This window comes from Variovorax sp. MHTC-1 (assembly GCF_003984645.1).
GTDB lineage: Bacteria > Pseudomonadota > Gammaproteobacteria > Burkholderiales > Burkholderiaceae_C > Variovorax.
On record NZ_RWKI01000010.1, the window covers coordinates 88,772 to 110,105 of the forward strand.

Genomic DNA, 21,334 nt, shown 5'->3' on the forward strand with positions numbered 1-21,334 from the left:
CTCCACATGACGACAGTTTTCGTACGAAGCGGCGGCCGTGCCGCCGACCAGTTGCGTCCCGTGCGCATCACGCGCGGTTTCACGATTCACGCCGAGGGCTCGGTGCTGATCGAGTTCGGCCAGACGCGCGTGCTGTGCACCGCCTCGGTCGAGGAAAAGGTGCCGCCGCACAAGCGCGGCAGCGGCGAGGGCTGGGTCACGGCCGAGTACGGCATGCTTCCGCGTGCCACCCACACGCGCAGCGATCGCGAGGCGGCGCGCGGCAAGCAGAGCGGCCGCACGCAGGAGATCCAGCGACTCATCGGCCGCTCCATGCGTGCGGTGTTCGACCTCGCCGCGCTGGGCGAGCGCACGATCCATCTGGACTGCGATGTGCTGCAGGCCGATGGCGGTACGCGCACGGCCGCAATCACGGGCGCCTTCGTGGCCGCACAGGATGCAGTCGACAAGCTGCTGGCCGTTGGCAAGATCGCGGCCTCGCCCATTCGAGGCCACGTGGCCGCGGTCTCCGTCGGCATCGTGGAAGGCATGCCCCTGTTGGATCTCGAATACATCGAGGACTCGGTTTGCGACACCGACATGAACGTCGTGATGACCGGCGCCGGCCATTTCGTGGAGGTGCAGGGGACGGCCGAAGGCGCGGCCTTCTCGCGCGAAGAGATGAATGCGCTGCTCCTGCTGGCCGAAAAGGGTATCGCCGAATTGACTGCGCTGCAGGCGCAGGCATTGTCGAACGGATGAAACTGGTTCTGGCCTCCAACAACGCCGGCAAGCTCGCGGAGCTGCAAGTGTTGTTCGCGCCGCTCGGCGTCGAACTGGTGCGGCAGTCGGAACTCCAGGTCGGCGAGTCCGAGGAGCCCTTCCTCACCTTCGTCGAGAACGCGCTGGCCAAGGCGCGCCACGCCTCGGCGGCGACCGGGCTGCCGGCCGTCGCGGACGATGCCGGCCTCTGCGTCGAGGCATTCGGCGGGTTGCCCGGCGTGGCCACCGCTTACTACGCCACCCAGTTCGGCTACGAGAAGGGCGACGCCAACAACGTGCGCGCGCTGCTCGAGCAGATGGCCGGCGTCGACGACCGCCGCGCCGCGCTCGTCAGCACGCTGGTGGCGCTGCGCCGCGCCGACGATCCAGAGCCCCTGATCGCAGTGGGCCGCGCCGCCGGCGAGATCACGCGCGAGCCCATCGGCGAGAACGGCTTCGGTTTCGATCCGGTCATGTGGCTGCCGCAGTTCGGCAAGACCTTTGCCCAACTGCCCACCGAAGTGAAGAACGCCAACAGCCATCGCGGGCAAGCAGCGCGGGCGATGCTGGACCTGATGCGGGAGCGGTGGCTGTGAGCCTCGTCGTCCCGATCGCGAGCGGCGTGCAGGAGCGCATGGACGGCGCGGCCCATGCCAACGACGTGCTACACATGATGCGGCCGGGGCCGCTGCAGCTGTCGGCGCTGCCGCCGCTGTCGCTCTACGTCCATCTGCCCTGGTGCCTGCGCAAGTGTCCATATTGCGACTTCAACTCGCACGAGTGGCGCGGCGGCGACGGCGATGCATTGCCCGAAGCGCGCTACCTCGACGCGCTCATCGCGGACCTCGACGCTGCGCTGCCCCTGATCTGGGGCCGCAGCGTGCACACCATCTTCATCGGCGGCGGCACGCCCAGCCTGTTTTCGCCGGTGGCCATCGACCGCCTGCTCGGCGACCTGCGCGCCCGGCTCAAGCTCGCGCCCGACTGCGAGATCACTCTCGAGGCCAACCCCGGTACCTTCGAGCGCGATCGCTTCCGTGCCTACCGGGCGGCCGGTGTCACGCGGCTGTCGGTCGGCGTGCAAAGCTTCAACGACGATCACCTGAAAGCGCTCGGCCGCGTTCACGACCGAGTGCAAGCCATCGCAGCAGCCGAGGAGGCGGCCCTCGCGTTCGACACCTTCAACCTCGACCTGATGTACGCGCTGCCGGGCCAGACCCTGGAAGGCCTCGACGCGGACCTCGACCAGGCGCTGGCGCTGGCGCCGCCGCACCTCTCGGTCTATCACCTGACGATCGAGCCCAACACCTACTTCGCCAAGTTCCCCCCGGTGGTGCCGGAAGACGACGCCGCTTATGCGATGCTCGACCGCATCACCGAGCGCACCGCGCAGAGCGGTCTAGCTCGCTACGAGATCTCGGCCTATGCGCGCGCGGGCCACGCCTGCGCGCACAACCTCAACTACTGGCAGTTCGGCGACTACCTCGGCATCGGCGCCGGCGCGCACAGCAAGCTGAGTTTTGCGCACCGCGTGGTGCGGCAGGTCCGCTTTCGGGAGCCGCGTCTCTATATGGACAATGCGCTCGCCGGCCGGGCGACCGCGCAGAGCGACGAGGTCGGCCTGGCCGAACTGCCTTTTGAATTCATGCTCAACGCCCTGCGCCTCAAGGAGGGCTTCACGCTGGCCCAGTTCGGCGAACGCACCGGGCTGGCCGTCACTGCCATTCAGAAAGGGCTCGAAGAAGCCGAGCGCAAGGGCTTGATCGAGCGCGATCTCGCGCGCGTCTGGCCGACGGCGCGCGGCTTCGACTTCCTGAGCGATCTGCAGGCCATCTTCCTGCCGCAGGCCTGAGCGGAAAGCCATGCCGAACCGAATATCCCCGGAAGAGACGCAGCGCAGATCGCGCGGACGGCCGAGCCCCGAGCAGGCGGCGGCGCTGCGCGAATCCTTCCTTGCCGCTGCGTTGACGTCCTTCCTCGAGAACGGCTATGCCGCCACCAGCATCGAGGCGATCGCGCGCGATGCGGGCGTTGCCAAGATCACCATCTACCGGCAGTTCGAGAACAAGGAAGCCTTGTTCCGGGAGGTCGTGCACCGTGCCGTCAGCAATGCGCGCGAGACGATGCAGGCCACTCTCGTGCGGCACGACGCCGACGAGAAGCAGGTTCTGCTCGACCTGGTCGAGCGCATGTACCTCGGCGCGACCGAGCCGAAGACGCTGGCGTTGCTGCGCCTCGTGATTGCGGAGGCGGTGCGCTTTCCCGAACTTGCGAAGTCGCTTTATGCCGAGAACAGCTATGTGCTCGCGCCGGTGGTCGACTATTTGGCCGAGGCGCACCGCACCGGAAAGCTGCATGTGCCCGCGCCCGAGCTGGCGGCGGTGCAGCTATCGACGCTGGCCTTCGGTGGCGTGCGTTTCTTCATCTCCAAGCCGCTCGCCGGCCCCGAAGAGCGCCGCGCGTGGGCACAGGGCATCGTCGACTTGGTGATGCGCGGCTGGGCCCCGACTTCGCCCGGCGACTAAAATCGCCCGCATGCCTTCGCGCAAGCCGAAGACAGTCCGGAGAGTTGGGTGAGTGGTTTAAACCAGCAGTCTTGAAAACTGCCGACGGGCAACCGTCCGTGAGTTCGAATCTCACACTCTCCGCCAGTTGTCGATGTCTCTCATCGACGCTCGGCGCTGGCGAGAGTGGTCAAGGTGTTCGGCGCTACGCAGCGCATCAGGCCTACCTGTTTGCGAATCGACGCGCCAATCGGATGAAGATCCTCGTCCACGACGGGATCGGTCTCTGGCTGTGCGCGCGGCGCCTGCATGAAGGCCGCTTCGCCTGGCCAGCAACGAGCGCGACTACCCAGTACCCAGTATCCAGTATCCAGTATCCAGCTCACCCTCACGCGCGATCAATTCAACGCGCTGGTGCTCGGCTTGCCTGCGCCGCGCGTGCCCGAATCTTCCTCCTGTGGACTTGATCTTGAAACCGTGCGGCACTGGCATCAGCAGAAGCGGTCAGATGGGTGAGGCCCAACCCTTCTGCTGTTCACGCCGTTCCCATTCTCTGTATAGCCGACCGATGGCTTCGGCGAAGGCCATGAGCTCATCTGAGATCGGCGCTCCCGGCGCCAGTACCCCAGCATCCTCTGCGAGCCCTTGATAAGTCTCACGCGAATTTCGGGGGCGGTTGACCGTTGAGTGCTTAACAGCCAAGTGGCTGAAGGTCCATCGCAGTAAGGCAATCGCATCCTCACGCCTCCTTCGGCGTATCCTCTTTCGCAAAGCGCTTCGGGAACAGGATCTCAATGACGTCTCGCAGGAGCCGCACGCCCTTGCCTTTCTCTCCTGCCGCGTAGCACTCATGAGCTGCCCCCAGCAGGGCGTCGACGATCTCTATGCGCTCGGCACCATATTCGGCTTCAAAGTGCCGAACCGCTCCCCGAAGGTCTCGGAACGCATGCGCCAAGTCCAGTGGGGCATTGCTGGTGAACGGCCCCGACTTCGGAAAATTGTCGGGTGCGCTCATCAGCACCAGTTGGAGGTAGGCCCTCAGAGCTGACAACCTCTCGATGGTCATTGTTGGCTCCTCCTGCCGAACACCCGCCCATGCGTTGCGTCAGATCGCTCGTGGATGCTGATTCCGTTGTCAACGAGCGGCATGGACTTGGATTGCATCTTGAACTCAGTCCGTGCCGGACAGGATGAGTGCAGCGCGGTAGGCTCCACGGCCCGCCACCTTGACCTCGTTCACCAACTTCTTGCGATGGCCGATCTGCTCCTGCGGGCGAGCGGCGGGTCCGTGAAGGAGCGAGCGGCTGACCTCGAGCAGTTGACTTGATGAGGTCAGACAGCACTCGATCGCTACCCATTCTGGGCGCGCCCGATGGGCTCTCGCCTCGAGGCGCAACGCTTCGTCCTGGGCGGCAGGCGTCAATGCACCCAGATCGGTCGGGCTGAAAAACGGAACACCTCCACGCCCGCCGACGACATGCTCCCTTGCCCTCTCGACGGCTGCGATTGCAGCCCGAATCAAATCTCCTGCAGTATCGGTTTCGTCCATCTTCTTAGCCGTTTCAATGTTGGCCCAGAAAGGTTGATCGCATCCGGGATGCTTCCTTATATCGGAGAGCAAGGAATCAAAGTAGACGCTGCCAAATTCTGTGAAATCGTCCTACGTAAAAGGTTCGCCTCTTTGCGGACTGAAGGCCAATTTAGAAACTTAGGACGTCATCCCACGAACGACGCGTGAGCGCGGAATTGCGCCAAAGTCTTGGACTGGAGAACCGCCGATGACATAGCGACAGCCGCCGGCATCGAGGAACCGCCGAGTTTCAGCGGGCCGTGAAGCACCTCTACCAGCGCCGGCGTGCTGTCGAGCTGCCGAGCTGAAGCATGGTTCGTCAACCCATCAGGACTGTAGGAACGCGCGCCGCGGCTCTGTATTTCGCTCATCCGTGCGCCAACAGCATCTTCATGAACGTAATGCCATTGCGTTGGCCCTTTTCCTCGTCGCAGTTGTTGAAGATCAGGGCCATGGTTGCACACTTAGTCGGGAATGCTCTGAAGCTCGGCAAGGGTCGCGCGAAGCTTGCCGAGCGCAAGCACCGCCGCTGCGAACTCACCTGCCTCGACGCCTTGCTGGCTTAAGGACTCCAAGATAAACCGCTCGAAAGCATTTCCCAATTCGCCTTCAAGCAACTCATGATCTTCCAGAACGGCATTGCCGAGCAGCAGTAGCTCGGCCAGGGCTCGCGCTGGCCGGCGGTGTGATCGCTTGAAGTCAGCTCTCAGAGCCGTGATCTCATCGCTCGTGACGGTCATGGTCGGCAGGACTCACTCTGGTGCTCAGGAAACTCATTCTGCAGGCTTCTCTACTGAGCGCAACCCGCGGCTTGAGCCACTCGATGGGCCGCCTCAGCTGGAGTCGATTGATCTGAGGACTTTGGACTTCATGCCAGCATGCGGCCCTCCGAGCATGCGCGCTGATCATGGCCAACTTCGCCAGAAACACACGTTTTCAATGTAGGACCGAAACCCCAAATACAGGTGTGCCGCCCATCAAAGCCGTACGATAAGGCCTACGTTCGAACGGGAACGTGGAGCGAGTTGAAGCGTGAGCAAGCGCAGTGAAATGCTGAAAATGGTGCCCCACGATTTGGATGCAGGAACGGTGGCGCGGGCGCTCCCGAGTCGATGGTCGAAGCTCTCCTGAGAGAAGGCGCTCTTCTTCGCCTTGAATGAAGAAGGCAAGGTCTGGATCGAGAGCGGTCTCATCGAATTGGAGTAGGCACTGAAGGGGTGCTTCGCAAAATTCTGAGCGGTTGCGGTGGACCCGATCAAGGGCTCACGATTCCTTGACGAACAAGGGTAAGGAACTCATGGCTACATCCTCGAGCTCGTTGGTGTTGTTGGAAAAGGCGGTGAATGCCATTGAGCAGGCGTCCCACGATATTCTGGACAGCGAGCCCGATGTACCGTTCACTGCACCGACCGATCTGCTTTCTCTTAGTCCGAATGAAGAAGAGCGCATCCGCAGCAAGGAGCAGGCAAGCTATCGGACACGGCCCACGCTCTCGGCCATCCATTTCTGCCTGACATCGTCCATGGCAATGCTCGCCATCTGTCAGTCACTGATTGAACAACCACCGAACCAGTCGCCGAGCGAACGTGACCGGCGGTGGAGGAAGCTGGCCTCTGACGCCAAGATAGCAGGTCGCACCGCCTACCGCGCGGCGCTCGTTCTTTCAGATCCTGCTGCGAATGAGGGCCCCGGAGGTCGAGGCGGTGCGCCCCCGCGCGGTACATAGGCTATGCCGACGTGAAGAGGATTTTTTTCACAATGCTCCTGCTGCCCTTGCTCTGCGCGGCGGAGTCGAGCGTGAGAGCCGGTCGTGCAACAGGCCATCTCAGCTTTCAGGTGAATGTGCCGCCGGCGTTCAGGGTCCTTCAAGCGATGCCCATCGCGGGCGGTTACGAATACCGGGTATGGACGAACATGAGATCCATTGTGATCAACGGCAAAGAATATCGATTCAGCCGAGTCGGGGAGACGTCCCTATTCGTCCCCACCTCGAATGACACGCTCGTTGTTCATGGCTTATAGCGGCAGCCCGACGGATGCCAGTCCTGCACGGTGTCAAGATCGAGTCCACAGGAAGATTGAGGCACGCGGGCCTAGGCAGGCCAGCAGTGCTGCCGGCGGCATGCCCGACATCTCGTTCTTTCGCCTGCGCAGCACGAGGACTTGACCGCCCAGCGTCGCCTTGGCCGGATTGCGCCTGTGAGGTACGTGGTGGAGTAGGACCGGCGCTTCTTATGAAGCGCGATGAGCGAGCAATCCCTCGTATGACTTCAGCGCGAGCGCTATCGCTTCATCAGGTTGGTAGCCACGTTCATCCACTGCGTCGTGATAAACGCGGTAGAGGGGGTCGCCTGGTCCATCCTTTGAATTGATGTAGTAGTCGCCGCTCCCGGTCAGACGTGCTGCGACTGGCACATAGCCGTCCTCCGCGACGCCAATGCCAGGCCCAGCTGCTGCTGCAGCGCCTTTGGAGCCTCGTTCGCGTCAGCACCATGATTATCGGCATCATGGTGCCGGCGCCGAGAAGACATCGGGAGCGTTTCTTTGCAAGTGCGCGGGCAGCATGACCCAACGATCGCGACAGGTGGCATAGATCGAATGCCTTGCCAAATCCACCGAATGAGGGACGCGCGCGAACCGCAAATGCCTAGACTGAAGCAAGCAGGCCGGCGCCCTTTCGGCGTTCCTCCGGAGGCGATAGTGTCCGGCCTCTCACCCTCAATGAGGGAGGCTTCCCATGCGCTACATGATCAGAGGACGCGTGATCGATCAATTCACCGGCGATGGGATCGGCGGGGTTCGGGTCGAAGCTTGGGACAAGGATTTCCTGCTCGACGACTATCTGGGTTCGGCCACGACGATCAGTGACGGAGCCTTCTCGATCCCCTTCGACGACAGCGCGTTCCGCGACGTGTTCTTCGACAACTGGCCAGATCTCTACTTCAAGGTCTTTTGCTACAACGAGTTGCTCGCGTCCACCGAAGGCTCGGTACTTTGGAACGTACGCAACCCGCAGACGGGCGTGGAGATCAATGCATCCCTGCCCAGTCCGCCGGTGTGCGACGAACGGCACATCTATCTCAAGATCGAGCGGATCGAGAACTACTGCCCCGTCAAGCCACAAGACAAAGTGGTGCCGCCAGTGCAGTACGGGCGCGACTGCATGCGCAATCACGGCCATGAGAATGCCCTGATCCCGCAGGCCGAGATCGATGCCAGAACGTTGACGGCCGTGGTGTATCGCGAGTATCTCGATTCGGGCTACCTGGTTCCGAAGCCCGACAAGCTCATTGCGGCGGACATCAACGAACCGGCCTATTCGCACCGCGTCCCGGGCACAGTGATCTACACGCGCCCGTGCCAGCTGCTGAAGATTCATGTGTGGAACACCGATGACGTCTCGCATTCGTTGCACGTGCACGGCTTGCGCTACGGCATCGACTCGGATGGTTCATGGCCCTTCGGCACAGAGGCCGCCCACCATGGAGGGCGCTCCGACGCGATCTGTCCGGGCCAGACTTGGACTTACACCTTCGAAGTCCCCGACGATGCACTTGGGGCCTGGCCCTTCCACGATCACACGCACCCCATGGACACGAAAATCGACCAGGGGCTGTTCGGGGGCATCGTAGTGCTTGGGCCTTGCGACCGCCCGCCGCGCCGCTTCCGCTTCCCTTGGCACCTGCTGCGACCGATCTATCTCGACATCGAACGGCTCGAGCGGCTCCCGGTGTTGGTCGACCAGCGCGTGCCGGAGAAGCTCGATTTCGACGAAGAGACCATCATCAAAGTCGCACCGCACATTCACCTACGGCGGCTCAAGGGAGAGACGCGTCAACTGTTGGAGCAGCATCTCGAGTTCTTGGAGGAGTTCACATTGAAGGAACTCGCGCTGCCGCGGCCCGTGATCAACACCGATCACGTGCCGGTGTTCTTCCACGTCATGGCCAACCCCGAGGGCAAACCGGTGTTCGACACCGATGACATCGAAGAACTCGGTGGCGAAGCCGACATCGTCTTCGACACGGCAGGCGACTACGAGTACTTCTGTCGCCACCACCCGGAGATGACCGGCGTGGTCCACGTGGTTCCCGGCGGGCCCGACCCGGTAACCGTCACCATCACAGGCGGCCCGCCCATGGCCTTCAGCCCTGCGGAGATCACGGTAGGGGTGGGTGGAACCGTCAAGTGGATCAACGACAGCGATTTTCACCATACCGCCACGTCCAAGGAGGGCGCGGCGATAGCCACGCATTGCATCAATGGGCGCGGCTTCGTCGGCAACTCACCGACCATCGTGGGCCGCAGCGGCCAGCGCATCCGCTGGTATGTGTTCAACCTCGACACAAGCCTGAACTGGCACAACTTTCATCCGCACGCGATGCGCTGGCGGTTTGGGGGCCAGAACATGGACATCCGCAGCATTGGGCCCGCCGAGTCGTTCATTGTCGAATCCGAGATCCCTCCGGTGCTCTTACTCAACGCCGATGAGGAGAAGGCGCAGGATCCGGCACACCGCCCGCCCGGGGCGACGCTGCGCAGATTGAAAGGCGACTTCGTCTTTCACTGCCATGTGCACCATCACATGATGAACGGTATGGTGGGCCTGGTGCGCGCGCGACAGAGCATATGGTTGACCGATGACATGGCGCACGAGATCAGCCATCGCACCGGGCTGCCTCTGGACGATGGCACGAACTCGTGTCCGGACGTCGATCCGCACCCGTGCCATGGGCATGGCACGGGGCGCTGGGAAGAAGTGACCGGTACGCCGGAAGTCGCGTTCATGCATTCGGTGCTGCTGCCGAACACCCAGCGGGTGCTCTACTGGGGCTACACCCGAGCCGATCAATCGCGAGTTTGGGACTACTCGACACCGGCTGGAAGCTACATGCTGCCTGCCAATCAGCCCGCAGACGACCCGGGGCTGGACGTAAACACCTCGAATATGTGGTCGGCAGAGCACACCGTGCTCGACACGCCGGCCGGCACTGTGCTGATCCATGGGGGTTTCTCGCCGAACAAGTCGTTCATCTTCGAACCGGCCACACTCGCCTGGACTCGCGTGGAGGACACTGCCCACGACCGCTTTTACTCGACCACGCTGACGCTGACAGACGGCAAAGCGGCAACGCTCTATGGGTCGGCGTCAAAATCAATCGAGCTGTACACGCAGGGAGCAGGATGGGCGGCGCCAATTGCCATGCCGGCAGGCATGAACCACCATCAGTACTACCCCTGGACCTACGTCTTGCCGGACGGCCGCCTGTTCATTGCCGGGCCGCACGATCCAACGCATCGCTTCGACCTGGGTGCGCCAGCTGCTGCCGAGTCCTATGCAACCATCCACGGGAATCGCAGCACCGGTGGCGAAAAAGGCACCTCGGTCTTGCTCATGATGCGGCCTCCTGACTACAAGCCCGTCGTCTACATCATTGGCGGAAACCCTCCAGCAGCCCAGGAGACGGCGGAAATGATCGATCTGGCTGCTGCGGTGCCCGCATGGACTGCGCTGCCCGATCTGAGCATTCCGCGAGCAGAGCAGCTCACCGCCACGCTGCTGCCCGACGGGCGCGTGTTCATCGCAGGCGGAGTAAGCGGCGGCGCCGACGGCGGCGTCTGCGAAATCTTCGATCCTCGCAACCCCGGCGCGGGCTGGGTGATCGGGCCGCCGATGAAGTACATCCGGACGTATCACTCCTCATTCATCCTTCTCGCCGACGGCAGCATCCTCGGAGGTGGCGATCCGCAAGCCGGCGGTGCACCGACGCCGCACGAGCGCTTCTTCCCGGACTACTTCGACATGCTTCGCCCGGTGATCTCAGCCGCGCCTGCGACCCTCAACTATGGCATCACGTTCAACATCGATACGCCCAACGCTGCCGACGTAACCGAGGTTGTTCTGCTGCGCTCCGGTACGGTGACGCACGGCTTCAACATGTCACAGCGCGGCCTCGAGTGCGTCGTGAGCGGCATGGGCGCTGGGGTGATCAACGTGGACATGCCACCGAACGCCAACCTAGCTCCACCGGGTTGGTATCTGCTGTTCATTCTCAACGCCAGTCGCGTTCCATCGATGGGTCGCTGGGTGCGGGTAACCGCGTGACTCCATTGAGCTGTCGACCCTGCGCTAGCACTTTGTCTTTGATCTAAGACCAAGTGGTCCCCAGAGTTGACCTGGCCATAGGTGAACCGGCGGTGGCGCGACCCCGCTGGCGCTGCTCCGCTGGCTCGGGAGACCGCGTCGTTCGATGGCTAGCGCGACGCTGGTTAGAAGCCAGGCCCGCGTTGGATTGGGCCCATCAAGAAAGCAATGGTTTGGATCCCTTGAACATTCTTGCGCTATCCACGAAATACAAGCCGGTGAAACTTGGAAATGAGCGTTCGGGATAGCCAGGCAGGTCCATGGAGCGCTCCTGAACGGCCCATTTGTCCCAGAGCGTGTATCCAAGCGCCTTGATGTCCTGAATGAACCGAGCGCGGTTGTAGACATGCAATGGAGCGAAGGCCCCTTCACCGATGTTCTGTACGGTGACAAAGTCCTCCCCGTTGTAGAGCGGGAGCTTGTTCAACAGGATGTGCTGTGGCCGACGTACACACTTTTTGAGAAGCTGGTCTGGCCGTCCATCCTCAAAGTAGTGAATTGCGCCCGCAGAGATCCAGACGTCGTCAGAGGCAGTCCCGACGGACTCATGAAGGTTCTCGCTGAAGCTCAAGGCCGCAGTGCCGGTTTGCGCCGCCAGGTTCTTGCCTATCAAGACCATTGTCGGCACCTCTACGACCCGCCATCTCAGCGCATCTGGCATATGGAAGTACCGCCCGTAGGCGTAGTAGTGAACGCCGACAGAGCCGCCGATATCCAAAACGGTGCTCGCTCCGTCACGCAGGGCGCGGTCGAGCCACCACATGACCGGATAGTCGTAAGAGAACACCTTCTTCGTCCGCACGTCCACGTACTCAGCGGCCAAAGCCGGGTGATCGAACTCCGGACTGGGGGGCAGCCAGGCGCGCGCGGCCTTGAAGCTGTCGAACACACCGAAATGGGAACCGTGTCCATCTCGGGACAGGAACTGCCGGCGCCGCCACTGCAAGTGCGCAGGTCGGACTAAAGGTTCATCAAGGATTCGACGGACGATTTCGACTGGGCTGAAGGAAGACATCTTTGGCTCCTCATTGCTTTCGTTAGTGATTCCGTCTGAGCGGAGCCGAATCGCTCCCTCAGCCGGAACTTGGGCGCAGCGCTTCGACGACGAAGGGGCTGCGACTTGGGACATGCTGGTCCCAAAGTTTCCTGGCGTTCCGCTTCCACTGGACTGAGCAGCCCGCTGGAGCGCTTGCGCGTCCGCCGCGCCAAAGCGCACCCGAAGGCGGCCTGCATGAGCAGTCCGCAAGACAAGGAATGAACTCAAGAAGCTCCCCCTTGCGAGGGCACGCCATGGGCTAGCCAAGGCGCGGGTCGTCCGACCCAAGCGTTCGCCAAACTGAGAACGGGCTACCTGCGCGAGCGGGCGAGCCGCAGCGTTATCAGGTCGTGCGTCGTGGAGGTCGTCTAGGACCGGCGAGATGCGGCCAAGGTGCGTCGAGTCGGACGGTGGCGATAGGACGTACTGCCTTACCGGAAGGCAATGAAACGGGAGCCACAAACCAAATGGCGGATGCGCTCAATACGCCGTCCGCGACGACGTGCTGTAACGACTCTTCGGAATCATCCTGCGTGACGGAGCCGTCGTCGTGATGGTGATGCGCCAGGCCCAGCCAATGGAGCATCGCGTGCGTGGTTTCTTTCGATTCACCGAATGCGCTGGCCCGGCCACCGATGACGAAGACCTGCGCGAGGGCCGACGCCATGAGGAGCAGAAGGACAAGCCGAAGGCGCATCTTTCATCCGTCGTGTGTTGTATGACCGATTGCGTGCAGATTTGGACCGATTGTAGTCGGATGTAATACAAAAGAGCTACTCAATGTTAGGCTTTTCACGCTAACGCGCTACAAATCGGCGCCCATTCGAACGCCTGCAACGAGAGGGTCGCGTCGTTGCGATGGCCGGTGACTGAATCAACGATGCACCCGCACTCGCCAAAGCCGATGTCGGCGTCGCCGTGGGAACGGGCACCGATGTGGCAATGCACAGCGCACAGGTCACGTTCGTGAAAGGCGATCTTCGAGGCATCGCGCAGGCGCGCGATCTCGGAGGCCACGATCCACAACATGAAGCAGAACCTCGGGTTCGCATCGTCTACAACGCCGTGGGCATCCCTCTGGCTGCCGGGCTGCTTTACCCCCTGACGGGTCGGCTGCTGTCACCCATGATTGCGGCATTGGCCATGAGCTTGAGTTCGGCATCGGTCATCACCAATGCGTTGCGTTTGAAGGGCAGTCGCGCCAAGGTGTCGGGCGCGGTCAACACGTCGTGAAGCCTGGACGATGGCCGTATTCGCGCTGCGTTTGCGCTGATGCACCGGTGGCGGGAACAGCGTGGGATATCGCTCCAGCACGCAACATTCCACCCCGACACGCTGGCCAGCATGCCTGGCCAAGGCAGAAGCTCCCAGACATCAACGCGACGACAGCACGATGAGACGTCGTCGCGAGGGGCTCGCGCTGACACATGCCGTCCCACGCCAATCGATTTGGCGCAGCAGCACTCGCCGCGACCAAGCCCTACTGCTTGTCCTGCAGGCGTTTCGCGATCACGGCGCAAGCGCCCGGTTCAACGATGCGAGGAATTTCTCCGGCTGCTGGTATCCGATCACCCGGAACGCGACCTCCTCGCCTGTCTTGTCGAAGAACACGATGCCGGGTGGGCCGAACAGCGAAAACCGTTCGAGCAAGGCGCGATGGTCCGCGGTGTTGGCGGTGACGTCGGCGCGAAGCAGCATCGTGTCCTTCAATCGGGCTTGGACGCGCGGATCGCTGAATGTGAACCTGTCCATTTCCTTGCACGACACGCACCACTCGGCCCAATAGTCCAGCATGACTGTCCGGCCTCGCGCCGCAACCAGGCGATTCTCCAGATCGGCGACGCTGTTCACGGGCTGGAACGCGAGTTCTCGGCGGTCAACGCTGCCTGTGCCGCGAAGGCCGGCCAGCGGCTGCAGGATCTCGCGATGGCCCGACAGCGCCCCGACCAACATAGCGATGCCAGTCACCAGCGCCAGCACGCCCGCGCCTTTGAACAGGCGCCTATGCCCCGGCGCATCGGCGGGCAACGGATCGATAGCGTGCAGGTAGATGGCGGGCACGATCAGCAAGGCCGCCCAAAGCAGTTGCTGCACGACGACCGGAATCACGGGCGACATCGTGTAGATCGCCACCGCCAGCATGATCACGCCGAAGATCCGCTTGACTGACGCCGTCCACGGGCCGACCTTGGGCAGCAAGGTTCCGGTCGTGGCGCCGACCACGAGCAGCGGCGCACCCATGCCGAGGGCCATCGCAAACAACGCCGTGCCGCCCAAAACGATGTCGCGCGTTTGGCTGATGTACAGCAAGGCCCCCGCCAGCGGGGCGGCAACGCAGGGCCCCACGATCACCGCCGAGAACACGCCAAGCAGGAACGCACCCGCCACCCTGCCACCCTTGTGCCGGCTGCCTGCGTTGGCCAGCCTGTTCTGTATCGCGGCAGGCAACTGCAGTTCGTAAAGGCCGAACATCGACAGTGCCAGCAGCACGAAGATGGCTGCAAAGCTGCCGAGCACCCATGCGTTCTGCAGGTAGGCCGACAGCAGCGTGCCGGCGAGCCCGGCCGCCACGCCGGCCAGCGCGTAGGTGATCGCCATCGCCAGCACGTAGACCGCCGACAGGCCGAGGGCGTGGCGCCGTGTCAGTTGCTGCCCCTGGCCCACGATGATGCCGGACAGGATAGGAATCATCGGCAGCATGCACGGCGTGAACGCGAGCAGAACCCCGAAGCCGAAGAACGCCGCCACCAGCGCCCAGGTCCCGCCGCGCGCGAACAATTGTCGAATGCGGCCTTCGTCCGACATATCCGCCGTTGGCAAAGCCGCTGCATCGGCAAGCTGCCCCGTCGAAGAGCCCCCGGCGGCGGTCGCGCTGGATAGCGCCACCGTCACGGTCTTCTCGATCGGCGGATAACAGACGCCCAGCGGCTCGTTGCAGCCCTGATACGTGGCGCGCAACTGGACCAGGTTCACCTGACCCTGTGCGTGCCTCAGGGCGATGACGGCCTCGACGGAGCGGTGGAACACCTCCACCGTCCCGAACGTCGGATCGGCCTTCGGGTCGCCCTTCGGCAGCGACACGCTGGAGACGGATACCGTTGGGGGATCCGCGATGCTGAAGCTGATGCGATCGCGGTAGAGGTAGTAGTTGTTGGCTGGCGTCAATTCTGCGACGAGCGTGTTCGCATCCTTCTTCCGCACCGCAAGGCGGAACGCCTGCTCCGGTGGCAGCAGCTCAGGCTGCGCGCCGGAGCCGCCCAACCACTTCCGGATCGAATCCAGCGGGCCCGGCGCTGCTGGCGCCGTGGTGGACTGCGGCGCTGGACCGGGGCCGGGCGTTTCGCCTTGCGCAAACGCGACGGTGGACGCGGCAAAAATCAACCAGACCAGGCCACGCATCGCACTTGCCCAAGCACTGCGAAGTAGCGGTGCAGAGGGTGCCGGCGGCGCGATCGAGTCTGCGCAGTGCCGATGTGTGCCGGGTGTCATGCTGCTATCGACCTCGAGTTCACCGGTTCGGTCCCCAGTGGACGTCGACTGCGGCCTGAATCATCGCGGCATCGGTGATGCCCTTTTTCGTCATGTCGTATGCGATCTCGGCGGTCCCGAGACACACGGGGCAATCCTCGGCCATCCGATCCTCGAAACACTGGAGGTTCGACCGATGGACGCCACGGTTCTCGCAGCCGCACCAGCAATAGAGTTTGTTCAACACCGCCGGGATCTGGGTGGCGATCCAATAGCCGTGGCGGACCTCCGCCTGCGAGAAGTGTTGCGGGTCAAGGACGGTCGACGCGTCTTCCCGCCCGGTCGGAATGATGCGCAAGCCGTCGGGGCGCAGCATGCCCACGGTCCAGCCCGACTCGGCCAATGTCTGTGCGCGGTCGGTATTCGCAGCCTGTTGCGGCGCCGGCCGGACCGGAACCAGCCAGATCACCAGCAGCAGAACACCGGCCAGTCCCAGCATCATGGCCGCGATGACCGCGCGGTGGCGTCGCGGTCGCTGCGTAGCGCGCGGTTCTGGCGATCGAGCCTTGGATAGATTGCGGCGATGTTTCATGGTGTCGTCTCCTTCATGAGGTTCTGTGCCGGGGGTGACCATCAGCTGGCAAGCTCGCGCTCGATGGCGGCGTGGAGCGACCCGCCGAAGTCGGGCTCGCCGACGAATCGGCTCAGGATCCTCCTGCGCTTGTCGATCAGCACTGCGGTGGGAGTCAGGTTCACGCCGCCGAACGCCGCGGCGATCGAACCGTCCTTGTCGAGCACCACCTTGAAGGGCAGCCCGTGCTTGCGCGTGTAGTTCGCAACGTATTCCGGCGGGTCGTATGCCATCGCGACGGCGATCAGCTCGAAGCCGCGCGGCGCATGGCGCTCGTACGTTTTCACCAGGTCCGGCATTTCCTTGATGCAGGTGGCGCAACTCGTGGCCCAGAAGACGACGTACACGACCTTGCCGCGCAGACACCGCGTGCTCGTTGCCTCGCCATCGAGCGTGACGTACGCGACCTTCAACGGCCGGGAAAGGAACACGTAGGCAGCGCCGGCCACTAACGCGATGCCGAGCATGATCGCCAGCACCCTGCGGCCCATGGCAAACCCGTTCATCGACTGCTCCTCGTCATGGCTCATCGTTTCGCCGCCTGCTGCAGCTGTGCTTCCAGCTCGGCACGAGGTACGGCGCCGACCAGTCGGCGCCCGTCCGCAAGAATCGTCGTCGGTGTGCCGGTGATGCGGTGCCGCTTCGCAAATTCGACGATCTTCCCGATCGGGTTGTCGCAGTCCGCCGCCGCCGCCGCGGGCGCGATGGTGCGCATGACCTCGTCCCATGCCTTGACTCGGTCTCTGGCGCACCAGACCGCCCTGGACCTCGCGGTCGCGTCCGGATGGCCAGCGCCTTGCAGTACGGACAGTCGGGATCCTCGAAGATGGCGATCCTGCCCGCACCACTGCCCTTGACCCGCTTGATCGCCCAGTCGATTCACGGTGGTCTCCGATGTAGCGTGGCTGCGGGGACACTGGCCCCTCAGCAGCCCGGACCGCCCATCACTCCGGCATGCATCAGCGCCATGCCGATGACGCTGAGCACCGCGATGCCGCCGATGACGGCAAGCACGTTCACCACGATCTTCATCGCCATACCTTTCTTGGAGTCATTCATGGGTCACCCCGTTCTGTGCAAGCCGCGACCAGGTGCGCCCCTGGTCCTTGCTGAGAAACACGCTTCGCTTGAAGGTGGCCATCGCGATTTCGCTGCGCCGCACGGGGTTCTGCGCGATGTACGCCACCGCGTCTTCGGTCAGGGCCGGAATCGGCAGCTCTTCCGGTTTGGAGCCGGCCTTCAAGGCGATCCGCGCCAACGTCGCCTTGCCCGAATACGTGCCGAACCACAGGTGCTGTCCATCGAGATCGAAGGCCTCGGCAAGCACGCGCTGGCCGCCGGCCAACCGCTCGAAGGTCTCGGCCGAATCCCGGGACAGGTAGAGCCCGTCGGCCGTACCGGCGGCGACGATGCTGGCGTCGGTGGGGTGTACGGCCAGGCTGTTGAGTTCGCGGCCCAGTCCCCTGGCTGCGGCGCGCGTCCACTTGAGGCCGTCGTTGCTCGTGTGGTGGATCCCGGCTCGTGGCATGCGGGAGTTCGGTGCGTGGTTGAACACGTACACCGCGTTGGTGCCGTAGCTTGTCGCCAGCGTGTGGAAGTCCGATTCGCCCTCGAGCCCGAGCTTCTGCCAGGTGCTGCCGCCATCGCTGCTCTTGATCAGGCCGAAGGGGTTGGTCAAGCCCGATCCCGGCGCGGGATGCCCGCTGCTGTACAGCGTGTCGCGCGTGGCCGAGAAGCCCATGTAGTCGTGCGCCGGCCCGGCGGCCTTCGACCAACGTCCGTTCTCGAAGACGGCCAGGCCGTGGTGGCTCGGAATCATGAGTCGCTTGCCGTCCGCGCTATAGGCCAGGCCGTGAACGTGCATCAGGGTGACAGGCTCGCCGGCGTGGACACGAATCGCCGCGGACACGCCGAGTACCAGCATGAGCAGGAGAGCGTGAAATCTGTACTTGTTGATGAACTGCATGTCGAATCCTTGATGTTGATGAAAAGGTGTTGTTCGGCCATCGGCTCGTTCGTCACCCCCCGCAGCAGCCGCGCGACGTCGGCCGCCATGGTGTCGACGGTCCTCTCGGCGCCCATCAGCAGGTGCAAGCGGCCACGCGGGTCGTAGACATAGACTGCGCTTCCGTGTGTAACCATGTAGTGGCCCTGGGCGTCGGCGGCCTGCGCGTCGTGGAAGAACTTGAACTCCTTGGCCAGCGACGCGGTTGTGCCCGCGTCGCCGTAAAGGCCAAGAAAGCTCGGGTGGAAGGTGGTCACGTATTTCGCAAGCACCTGCGGCGTGTCCCGCGCGGGATCCACGGTGGCGAACAAGCCTTGCACGCGCTGGCCGTCGGGGCCGAGCTTGTCGACCACGCGTGCCATGTCGGCCATCGTCGTCGGGCACACGTCCGGGCAGTGCGTGAAGCCGAAGAACAGCAGCACCACCTTTCCCCTGAAGTTGGCGACGCTCCTCGGCTGGCCGTTGTGGTCGGTCAGGTGAAAGTCCTGTCCCCATTCGACCTTCGAAATATCGGTCGACTTGAACGGCGATGCCGGGCCGCTCGCGCGCTCGCCACAGGCTGCCACGAGTAACGCCAGCGCGACGACAAGAAATGCTCTCAGAACCATGGCCTATCCTCGTGCTGGTTGCGATGGCGCTGAATCAGCCGCCATGCGGCCGCGTATCAGCTCGACCATCCGCGGGTCGTCCCACGCGGCCGGACCGGCTTTGCGGCCTATTTCGCGCCCCTCCCGATCGATGAATAGCGTCAGCGGCACCCCGGTCGCGGCGAGATTCGACAGCGTGTCGCCAAAGGTGTCCATGTACGGCTGCAGGTGCTTGATGCCGGTGCGATCGAAGAAGTCCCGCACGACCGGCAGACCGCTGCGATCGACCGAGAGTGCAACGACTTCGAAGCCCGGCCCGCCCAGCGTGGCCTGCAGGCGATCCAGGGTCGGCATTTCTTCCACGCACGGCGGGCACCAGGTGGCCCACACGTTGAGCAGCACGAACCTGCCGCGGAAGGCGGCCAAGCTCGTCGGCTTTCCTTCACCGTCCGAGAACCGCAGATTCGCCATCTCCTTCGGACGCGCATGAAGCACGAGGTCGGGATCGGCGGGCCGTGCGTCACGCGTCAGGCGCAGCACTGGAAAGGCACCGAGGATCGCCGCCACGGCGGCGAGCACGAACCATCGCTTTCGGATCGTCACGGGCACTCCTTGCGAATGAACGCCGAGATCTCCTCGGGGCGCGAGAAGACGACCGCAGCCCGGTCTCCCTGCATGCCGCTGGCGACGATGACCGGCTTGCCGGCCGACGGGCCGTCGGGGCTGCCGTCCGTCTTGAAGCGCAGGTTGAATTCCCACCAGACGCGGCTCTTGCCGTCGCCGGTGACGACGCGGTAGGCATCGCCGCAGTAGCGGATCGCGGCAACCTCGCGGGACGCATCGACGCGCTTGAGGTTCGGCAGCCCTCGGTCCGGCGCCGGCACCCGGCCTTCGGACACGGCCTGCAGATAGGCCAGCAGATCGTCGCGCGTGCCGCGGTCCGGTATGCCGGCGAAGAGCATCGTGTTGTTCGGAATCATTGCGGCCGGGTTCCGTAGCCACGCATCCAGGGTCTTCTCGTTCCAGACGATCTCCGAGCGCTTCAGCGCTTCCGAATAGCGGCCGAACCCGGCGGCGGTGCCGGCCCTGCTGTTCCACAGGCCGGCCAGGCTCGGACCGGTCATGTGACGCCCTGGCGCGAACGAATGGCAGGCCATGCAGGCACGCGATGCCCGCGCGCCGCGCTCGACGTCTCCGGCGCCATGGGACGGAGCGACCCATGAGAAGCCCCCGACGACTCCCAGAAGAACGATGTGGCCGAAGCTGGCAAGCATCATCTGGCACCTCCTCGATCAGGCCACCGGGCCCTCGCCGACAAGCAGGCTCGACTCGCCGGTGTAGCGATGCGGCGGCACTTCGAGATTGCTGGGCGCGGGCACGTTCTTGAAGACACGGCCTGCGAGATCGAACTTCGATCCGTGGCAGGGGCAAAAGAAGCCGCCGGGCCATGCCGCGCCGATGTCGGGGGCGCCTGGTTCCGGCCTGAAGATCGGGACACAACCCAGGTGGGTGCAGATCGCCACCAGCACGGCGATGTCGGGCTTCACCGAACGCAGGTCATTGCGTGCATAGCCCGGTTGCTGCCCCTGCCGGGTCGAACGCGGGTCGCTCAAGAGGCCGTCGTGGCTACGCAAGGCTGCGAGCATGTCCGCGTTGCGGCGCAGCACCCACACCGGCCTGCCGCGCCACTCCACGGTCCTTAGCTCGCCCGGCTTGACGGTTCCGACGTCCACCTCCACGGGCGCGCCGAAGGCGCGCGCTCGCTCGCTGGGGGCCATCGAAGCGACGAAGGGCACGCTTGTCGCGAGGATGCCAACGCTGCCGGCCGCGGAGCAGGCCGTGACCCAACGGCGACGTGCAGGGTCGCTGGGGTTTGCCGTCTGTGACATCTGGGGTTTCCTGGGTGGGCGCGAACGCGCACTCCGACGCGCTCGCTAAGCCCTGTCCGGGTCGGCTTCGCCGAGCCCGGACTTCATCTTGCTTTCGTCGAGCTTGGACCTCTCATCGTTCTTGCTGCCGTTCATGCCCTTCATCATGAGGATCATCGCAATGGGACAGACAAGTGCGAGCAAGAGCGGTGCGCTGGCCAGAATGAACGCGTGGGCCGCGGGTACCGCGAAGTACGCAGCTGCGAGCGCAGCGCCGAAGCCGACAGCGATCTTGATCATCGTCTTGAAATCGCAGTTCATGATGAATCCTTTGAGATGGGGCGTCGCAGCGAGGGATCGAGCCCTCTTTGCGTTCGCCGGTTAGAGGGCCTTTGGAGCAGGCCGGACTGGCAAGACCTCGGTGCCGGTGCGAAGGTGGAGGAACCTGTCCACCGGCATCACCGCCACGATGCCTGCGCCGGGAATATCGGCCCTGCCAACTTCCCAAAAGGTGCCGAGCAGCGACTCCACCTTCGAGTCCTCCGTGAAGATCTCGATCTTGATGTGCTCGCTGAGCAGGTCATCGGTAAAGAAATTCTTGTACTCGCCGAAGCCCTTTACTTTCGTCAGCGTGATCCCTTCGACGCCAATGCTCCTGAGCTTCGCGCTCAGCGACTTCATCGCCTCGGGCGGGACAATTGCCACGACATATTTGAAGTTCATGATTTCCTCGCTGTTTTCGGCTGTCTGATCGACAGCAAGAAGTGGCGGAAATTCGG

The 21,334-nt window shown here is 63.6% G+C and carries 24 protein-coding genes, 1 tRNA gene and 1 pseudogene; 10 read left to right on the forward strand and 16 right to left on the reverse strand.

From position 1 onward, the window contains the following. Positions 1-6 precede the first annotated feature (6 nt). From rph to tnpB, 6 genes are all read left to right on the forward strand, one after another. Entirely contained in the window at positions 7-741 is a 735-nt protein-coding gene (gene rph, locus EJI01_RS18100) for a ribonuclease PH (RefSeq protein ID WP_126838521.1), read from the forward strand. Then, positions 738-1,337: an RdgB/HAM1 family non-canonical purine NTP pyrophosphatase gene (gene rdgB / locus EJI01_RS18105; protein WP_126838522.1), complete on the forward strand. Its 600-nt coding sequence runs from the start codon at positions 738-740 to the stop codon at positions 1,335-1,337. Before rph ends, rdgB begins: the two co-directional genes overlap by 4 nt. 38 nt (positions 1,338-1,375) lie before the next feature. Then, a complete protein-coding gene (hemW, locus tag EJI01_RS18110; RefSeq protein WP_126838586.1) occupies positions 1,376-2,593 on the forward strand; it encodes a radical SAM family heme chaperone HemW in 1,218 nt (405 codons plus the stop codon). A gap of 10 nt (positions 2,594-2,603) precedes the next feature. Then, complete coding sequence (locus EJI01_RS18115) at positions 2,604-3,266, forward strand: TetR/AcrR family transcriptional regulator (protein ID WP_126838523.1); 663 nt, start codon at positions 2,604-2,606, stop codon at positions 3,264-3,266. A 38-nt stretch (positions 3,267-3,304) separates the two neighbouring features. Further along, positions 3,305-3,392 (forward strand) — tRNA-Ser (locus EJI01_RS18120). After that, positions 3,365-3,712: an IS66 family insertion sequence element accessory protein TnpB gene (gene tnpB, locus EJI01_RS29690; protein WP_221885688.1), complete on the forward strand. Its 348-nt coding sequence runs from the start codon at positions 3,365-3,367 to the stop codon at positions 3,710-3,712. The genes EJI01_RS18120 and tnpB overlap by 28 nt, the downstream gene beginning before the upstream one ends. A 272-nt stretch (positions 3,713-3,984) precedes the next feature. On the opposite strand, the gene EJI01_RS18135 is transcribed toward tnpB, so the two are convergent. The 3 genes from EJI01_RS18135 to EJI01_RS18145 form a co-directional block, all read right to left on the reverse strand. Beyond that, a complete protein-coding gene (locus EJI01_RS18135; RefSeq protein WP_126838525.1) occupies positions 3,985-4,311 on the reverse strand; it encodes a hypothetical protein in 327 nt (108 codons plus the stop codon). 105 nt (positions 4,312-4,416) lie between these two features. Then, a complete protein-coding gene (locus EJI01_RS18140; protein WP_126838526.1) occupies positions 4,417-4,866 on the reverse strand; it encodes a hypothetical protein in 450 nt (149 codons plus the stop codon). Positions 4,867-5,279: 413 nt separating this feature from the next. After that, the gene (locus EJI01_RS18145; protein WP_126838527.1) at positions 5,280-5,555 is read right to left on the reverse strand and encodes a hypothetical protein; all 276 of its coding nucleotides are present in this window, start codon (positions 5,553-5,555) and stop codon (positions 5,280-5,282) included. 533 nt (positions 5,556-6,088) lie between these two features. On the opposite strand from EJI01_RS18145, the gene EJI01_RS18150 reads away from it, so the two are divergent. After that, positions 6,089-6,541, forward strand: coding sequence for a hypothetical protein (locus EJI01_RS18150; protein WP_185878962.1), 453 nt, complete (start codon positions 6,089-6,091; stop codon positions 6,539-6,541). Positions 6,542-7,552: 1,011 nt separating this feature from the next. Beyond that, a complete protein-coding gene (locus tag EJI01_RS18155) occupies positions 7,553-10,921 on the forward strand; it encodes a galactose oxidase-like domain-containing protein (protein WP_126838529.1) in 3,369 nt (1,122 codons plus the stop codon). Between the two features lie 196 nt (positions 10,922-11,117). Here EJI01_RS18155 and EJI01_RS18160 read toward each other — a convergent pair whose 3' ends face one another. After that, positions 11,118-11,975 carry a methyltransferase, TIGR04325 family gene (locus EJI01_RS18160; protein WP_185878963.1) on the reverse strand — a complete coding sequence of 286 codons (858 nt, stop codon included), beginning with the start codon at positions 11,973-11,975 and terminating at the stop codon, positions 11,118-11,120. Positions 11,976-12,546: 571 nt separating this feature from the next. On the opposite strand from EJI01_RS18160, the gene EJI01_RS18165 reads away from it, so the two are divergent. Continuing rightward, positions 12,547-12,759, forward strand: coding sequence for a hypothetical protein (locus tag EJI01_RS18165; RefSeq protein WP_126838531.1), 213 nt, complete (start codon positions 12,547-12,549; stop codon positions 12,757-12,759). Positions 12,760-12,824: 65 nt separating this feature from the next. Beyond that, a pseudogene (locus EJI01_RS18170) lies at positions 12,825-13,229 on the forward strand (copper-transporting ATPase); the annotation flags it as partial. Between the two features lie 276 nt (positions 13,230-13,505). On the opposite strand, the gene dsbD reads toward EJI01_RS18170, so the two are convergent. From dsbD to EJI01_RS18225, 12 genes are all read right to left on the reverse strand, one after another. Then, a complete protein-coding gene (gene dsbD, locus EJI01_RS18175) occupies positions 13,506-15,395 on the reverse strand; it encodes a protein-disulfide reductase DsbD (RefSeq protein WP_126838532.1) in 1,890 nt (629 codons plus the stop codon). Positions 15,396-15,504: 109 nt separating this feature from the next. Then, entirely contained in the window at positions 15,505-16,056 is a 552-nt protein-coding gene (locus tag EJI01_RS29335; protein WP_260602504.1) for a PCYCGC domain-containing protein, read from the reverse strand. A gap of 41 nt (positions 16,057-16,097) precedes the next feature. Beyond that, positions 16,098-16,625 (reverse strand): peroxiredoxin family protein, encoded by a 528-nt coding sequence (locus tag EJI01_RS18185; RefSeq protein WP_260602505.1) that lies wholly within the window; start codon positions 16,623-16,625, stop codon positions 16,098-16,100. Then, a complete protein-coding gene (locus EJI01_RS18190; protein WP_185878964.1) occupies positions 16,622-16,978 on the reverse strand; it encodes a thioredoxin fold domain-containing protein in 357 nt (118 codons plus the stop codon). The genes EJI01_RS18185 and EJI01_RS18190 overlap by 4 nt, the downstream gene beginning before the upstream one ends. 41 nt (positions 16,979-17,019) lie before the next feature. Then, positions 17,020-17,154, reverse strand: a complete 135-nt coding sequence (locus EJI01_RS29340) for a hypothetical protein (protein ID WP_260602506.1) — start codon at positions 17,152-17,154, stop codon at positions 17,020-17,022. Next, positions 17,147-18,061, reverse strand: a complete 915-nt coding sequence (locus EJI01_RS18195; RefSeq protein WP_126838534.1) for a F510_1955 family glycosylhydrolase — start codon at positions 18,059-18,061, stop codon at positions 17,147-17,149. Before EJI01_RS18195 ends, EJI01_RS29340 begins: the two co-directional genes overlap by 8 nt. Then, positions 17,959-18,708: an SCO family protein gene (locus EJI01_RS18200; RefSeq protein ID WP_126838535.1), complete on the reverse strand. Its 750-nt coding sequence runs from the start codon at positions 18,706-18,708 to the stop codon at positions 17,959-17,961. The genes EJI01_RS18195 and EJI01_RS18200 overlap by 103 nt, the downstream gene beginning before the upstream one ends. 3 nt (positions 18,709-18,711) lie before the next feature. Beyond that, on the reverse strand, positions 18,712-19,290 hold the full coding sequence (locus EJI01_RS18205) for a TlpA family protein disulfide reductase (RefSeq protein WP_260602507.1): 579 nt from the start codon (positions 19,288-19,290) through the stop codon (positions 18,712-18,714). Next, a complete protein-coding gene (locus EJI01_RS18210; protein WP_126838536.1) occupies positions 19,287-19,964 on the reverse strand; it encodes a c-type cytochrome in 678 nt (225 codons plus the stop codon). Before EJI01_RS18210 ends, EJI01_RS18205 begins: the two co-directional genes overlap by 4 nt. Positions 19,965-19,979: 15 nt before the next feature. Continuing rightward, positions 19,980-20,576: a ubiquinol-cytochrome c reductase iron-sulfur subunit gene (petA, locus tag EJI01_RS18215; RefSeq protein ID WP_126838537.1), complete on the reverse strand. Its 597-nt coding sequence runs from the start codon at positions 20,574-20,576 to the stop codon at positions 19,980-19,982. A 45-nt stretch (positions 20,577-20,621) separates the two neighbouring features. Further along, on the reverse strand, positions 20,622-20,876 hold the full coding sequence (locus EJI01_RS18220; RefSeq protein WP_126838538.1) for a DUF2933 domain-containing protein: 255 nt from the start codon (positions 20,874-20,876) through the stop codon (positions 20,622-20,624). Between the two features lie 60 nt (positions 20,877-20,936). Next, positions 20,937-21,278: a P-II family nitrogen regulator gene (locus tag EJI01_RS18225; protein WP_126838539.1), complete on the reverse strand. Its 342-nt coding sequence runs from the start codon at positions 21,276-21,278 to the stop codon at positions 20,937-20,939. Positions 21,279-21,334: the final 56 nt, after the last annotated feature.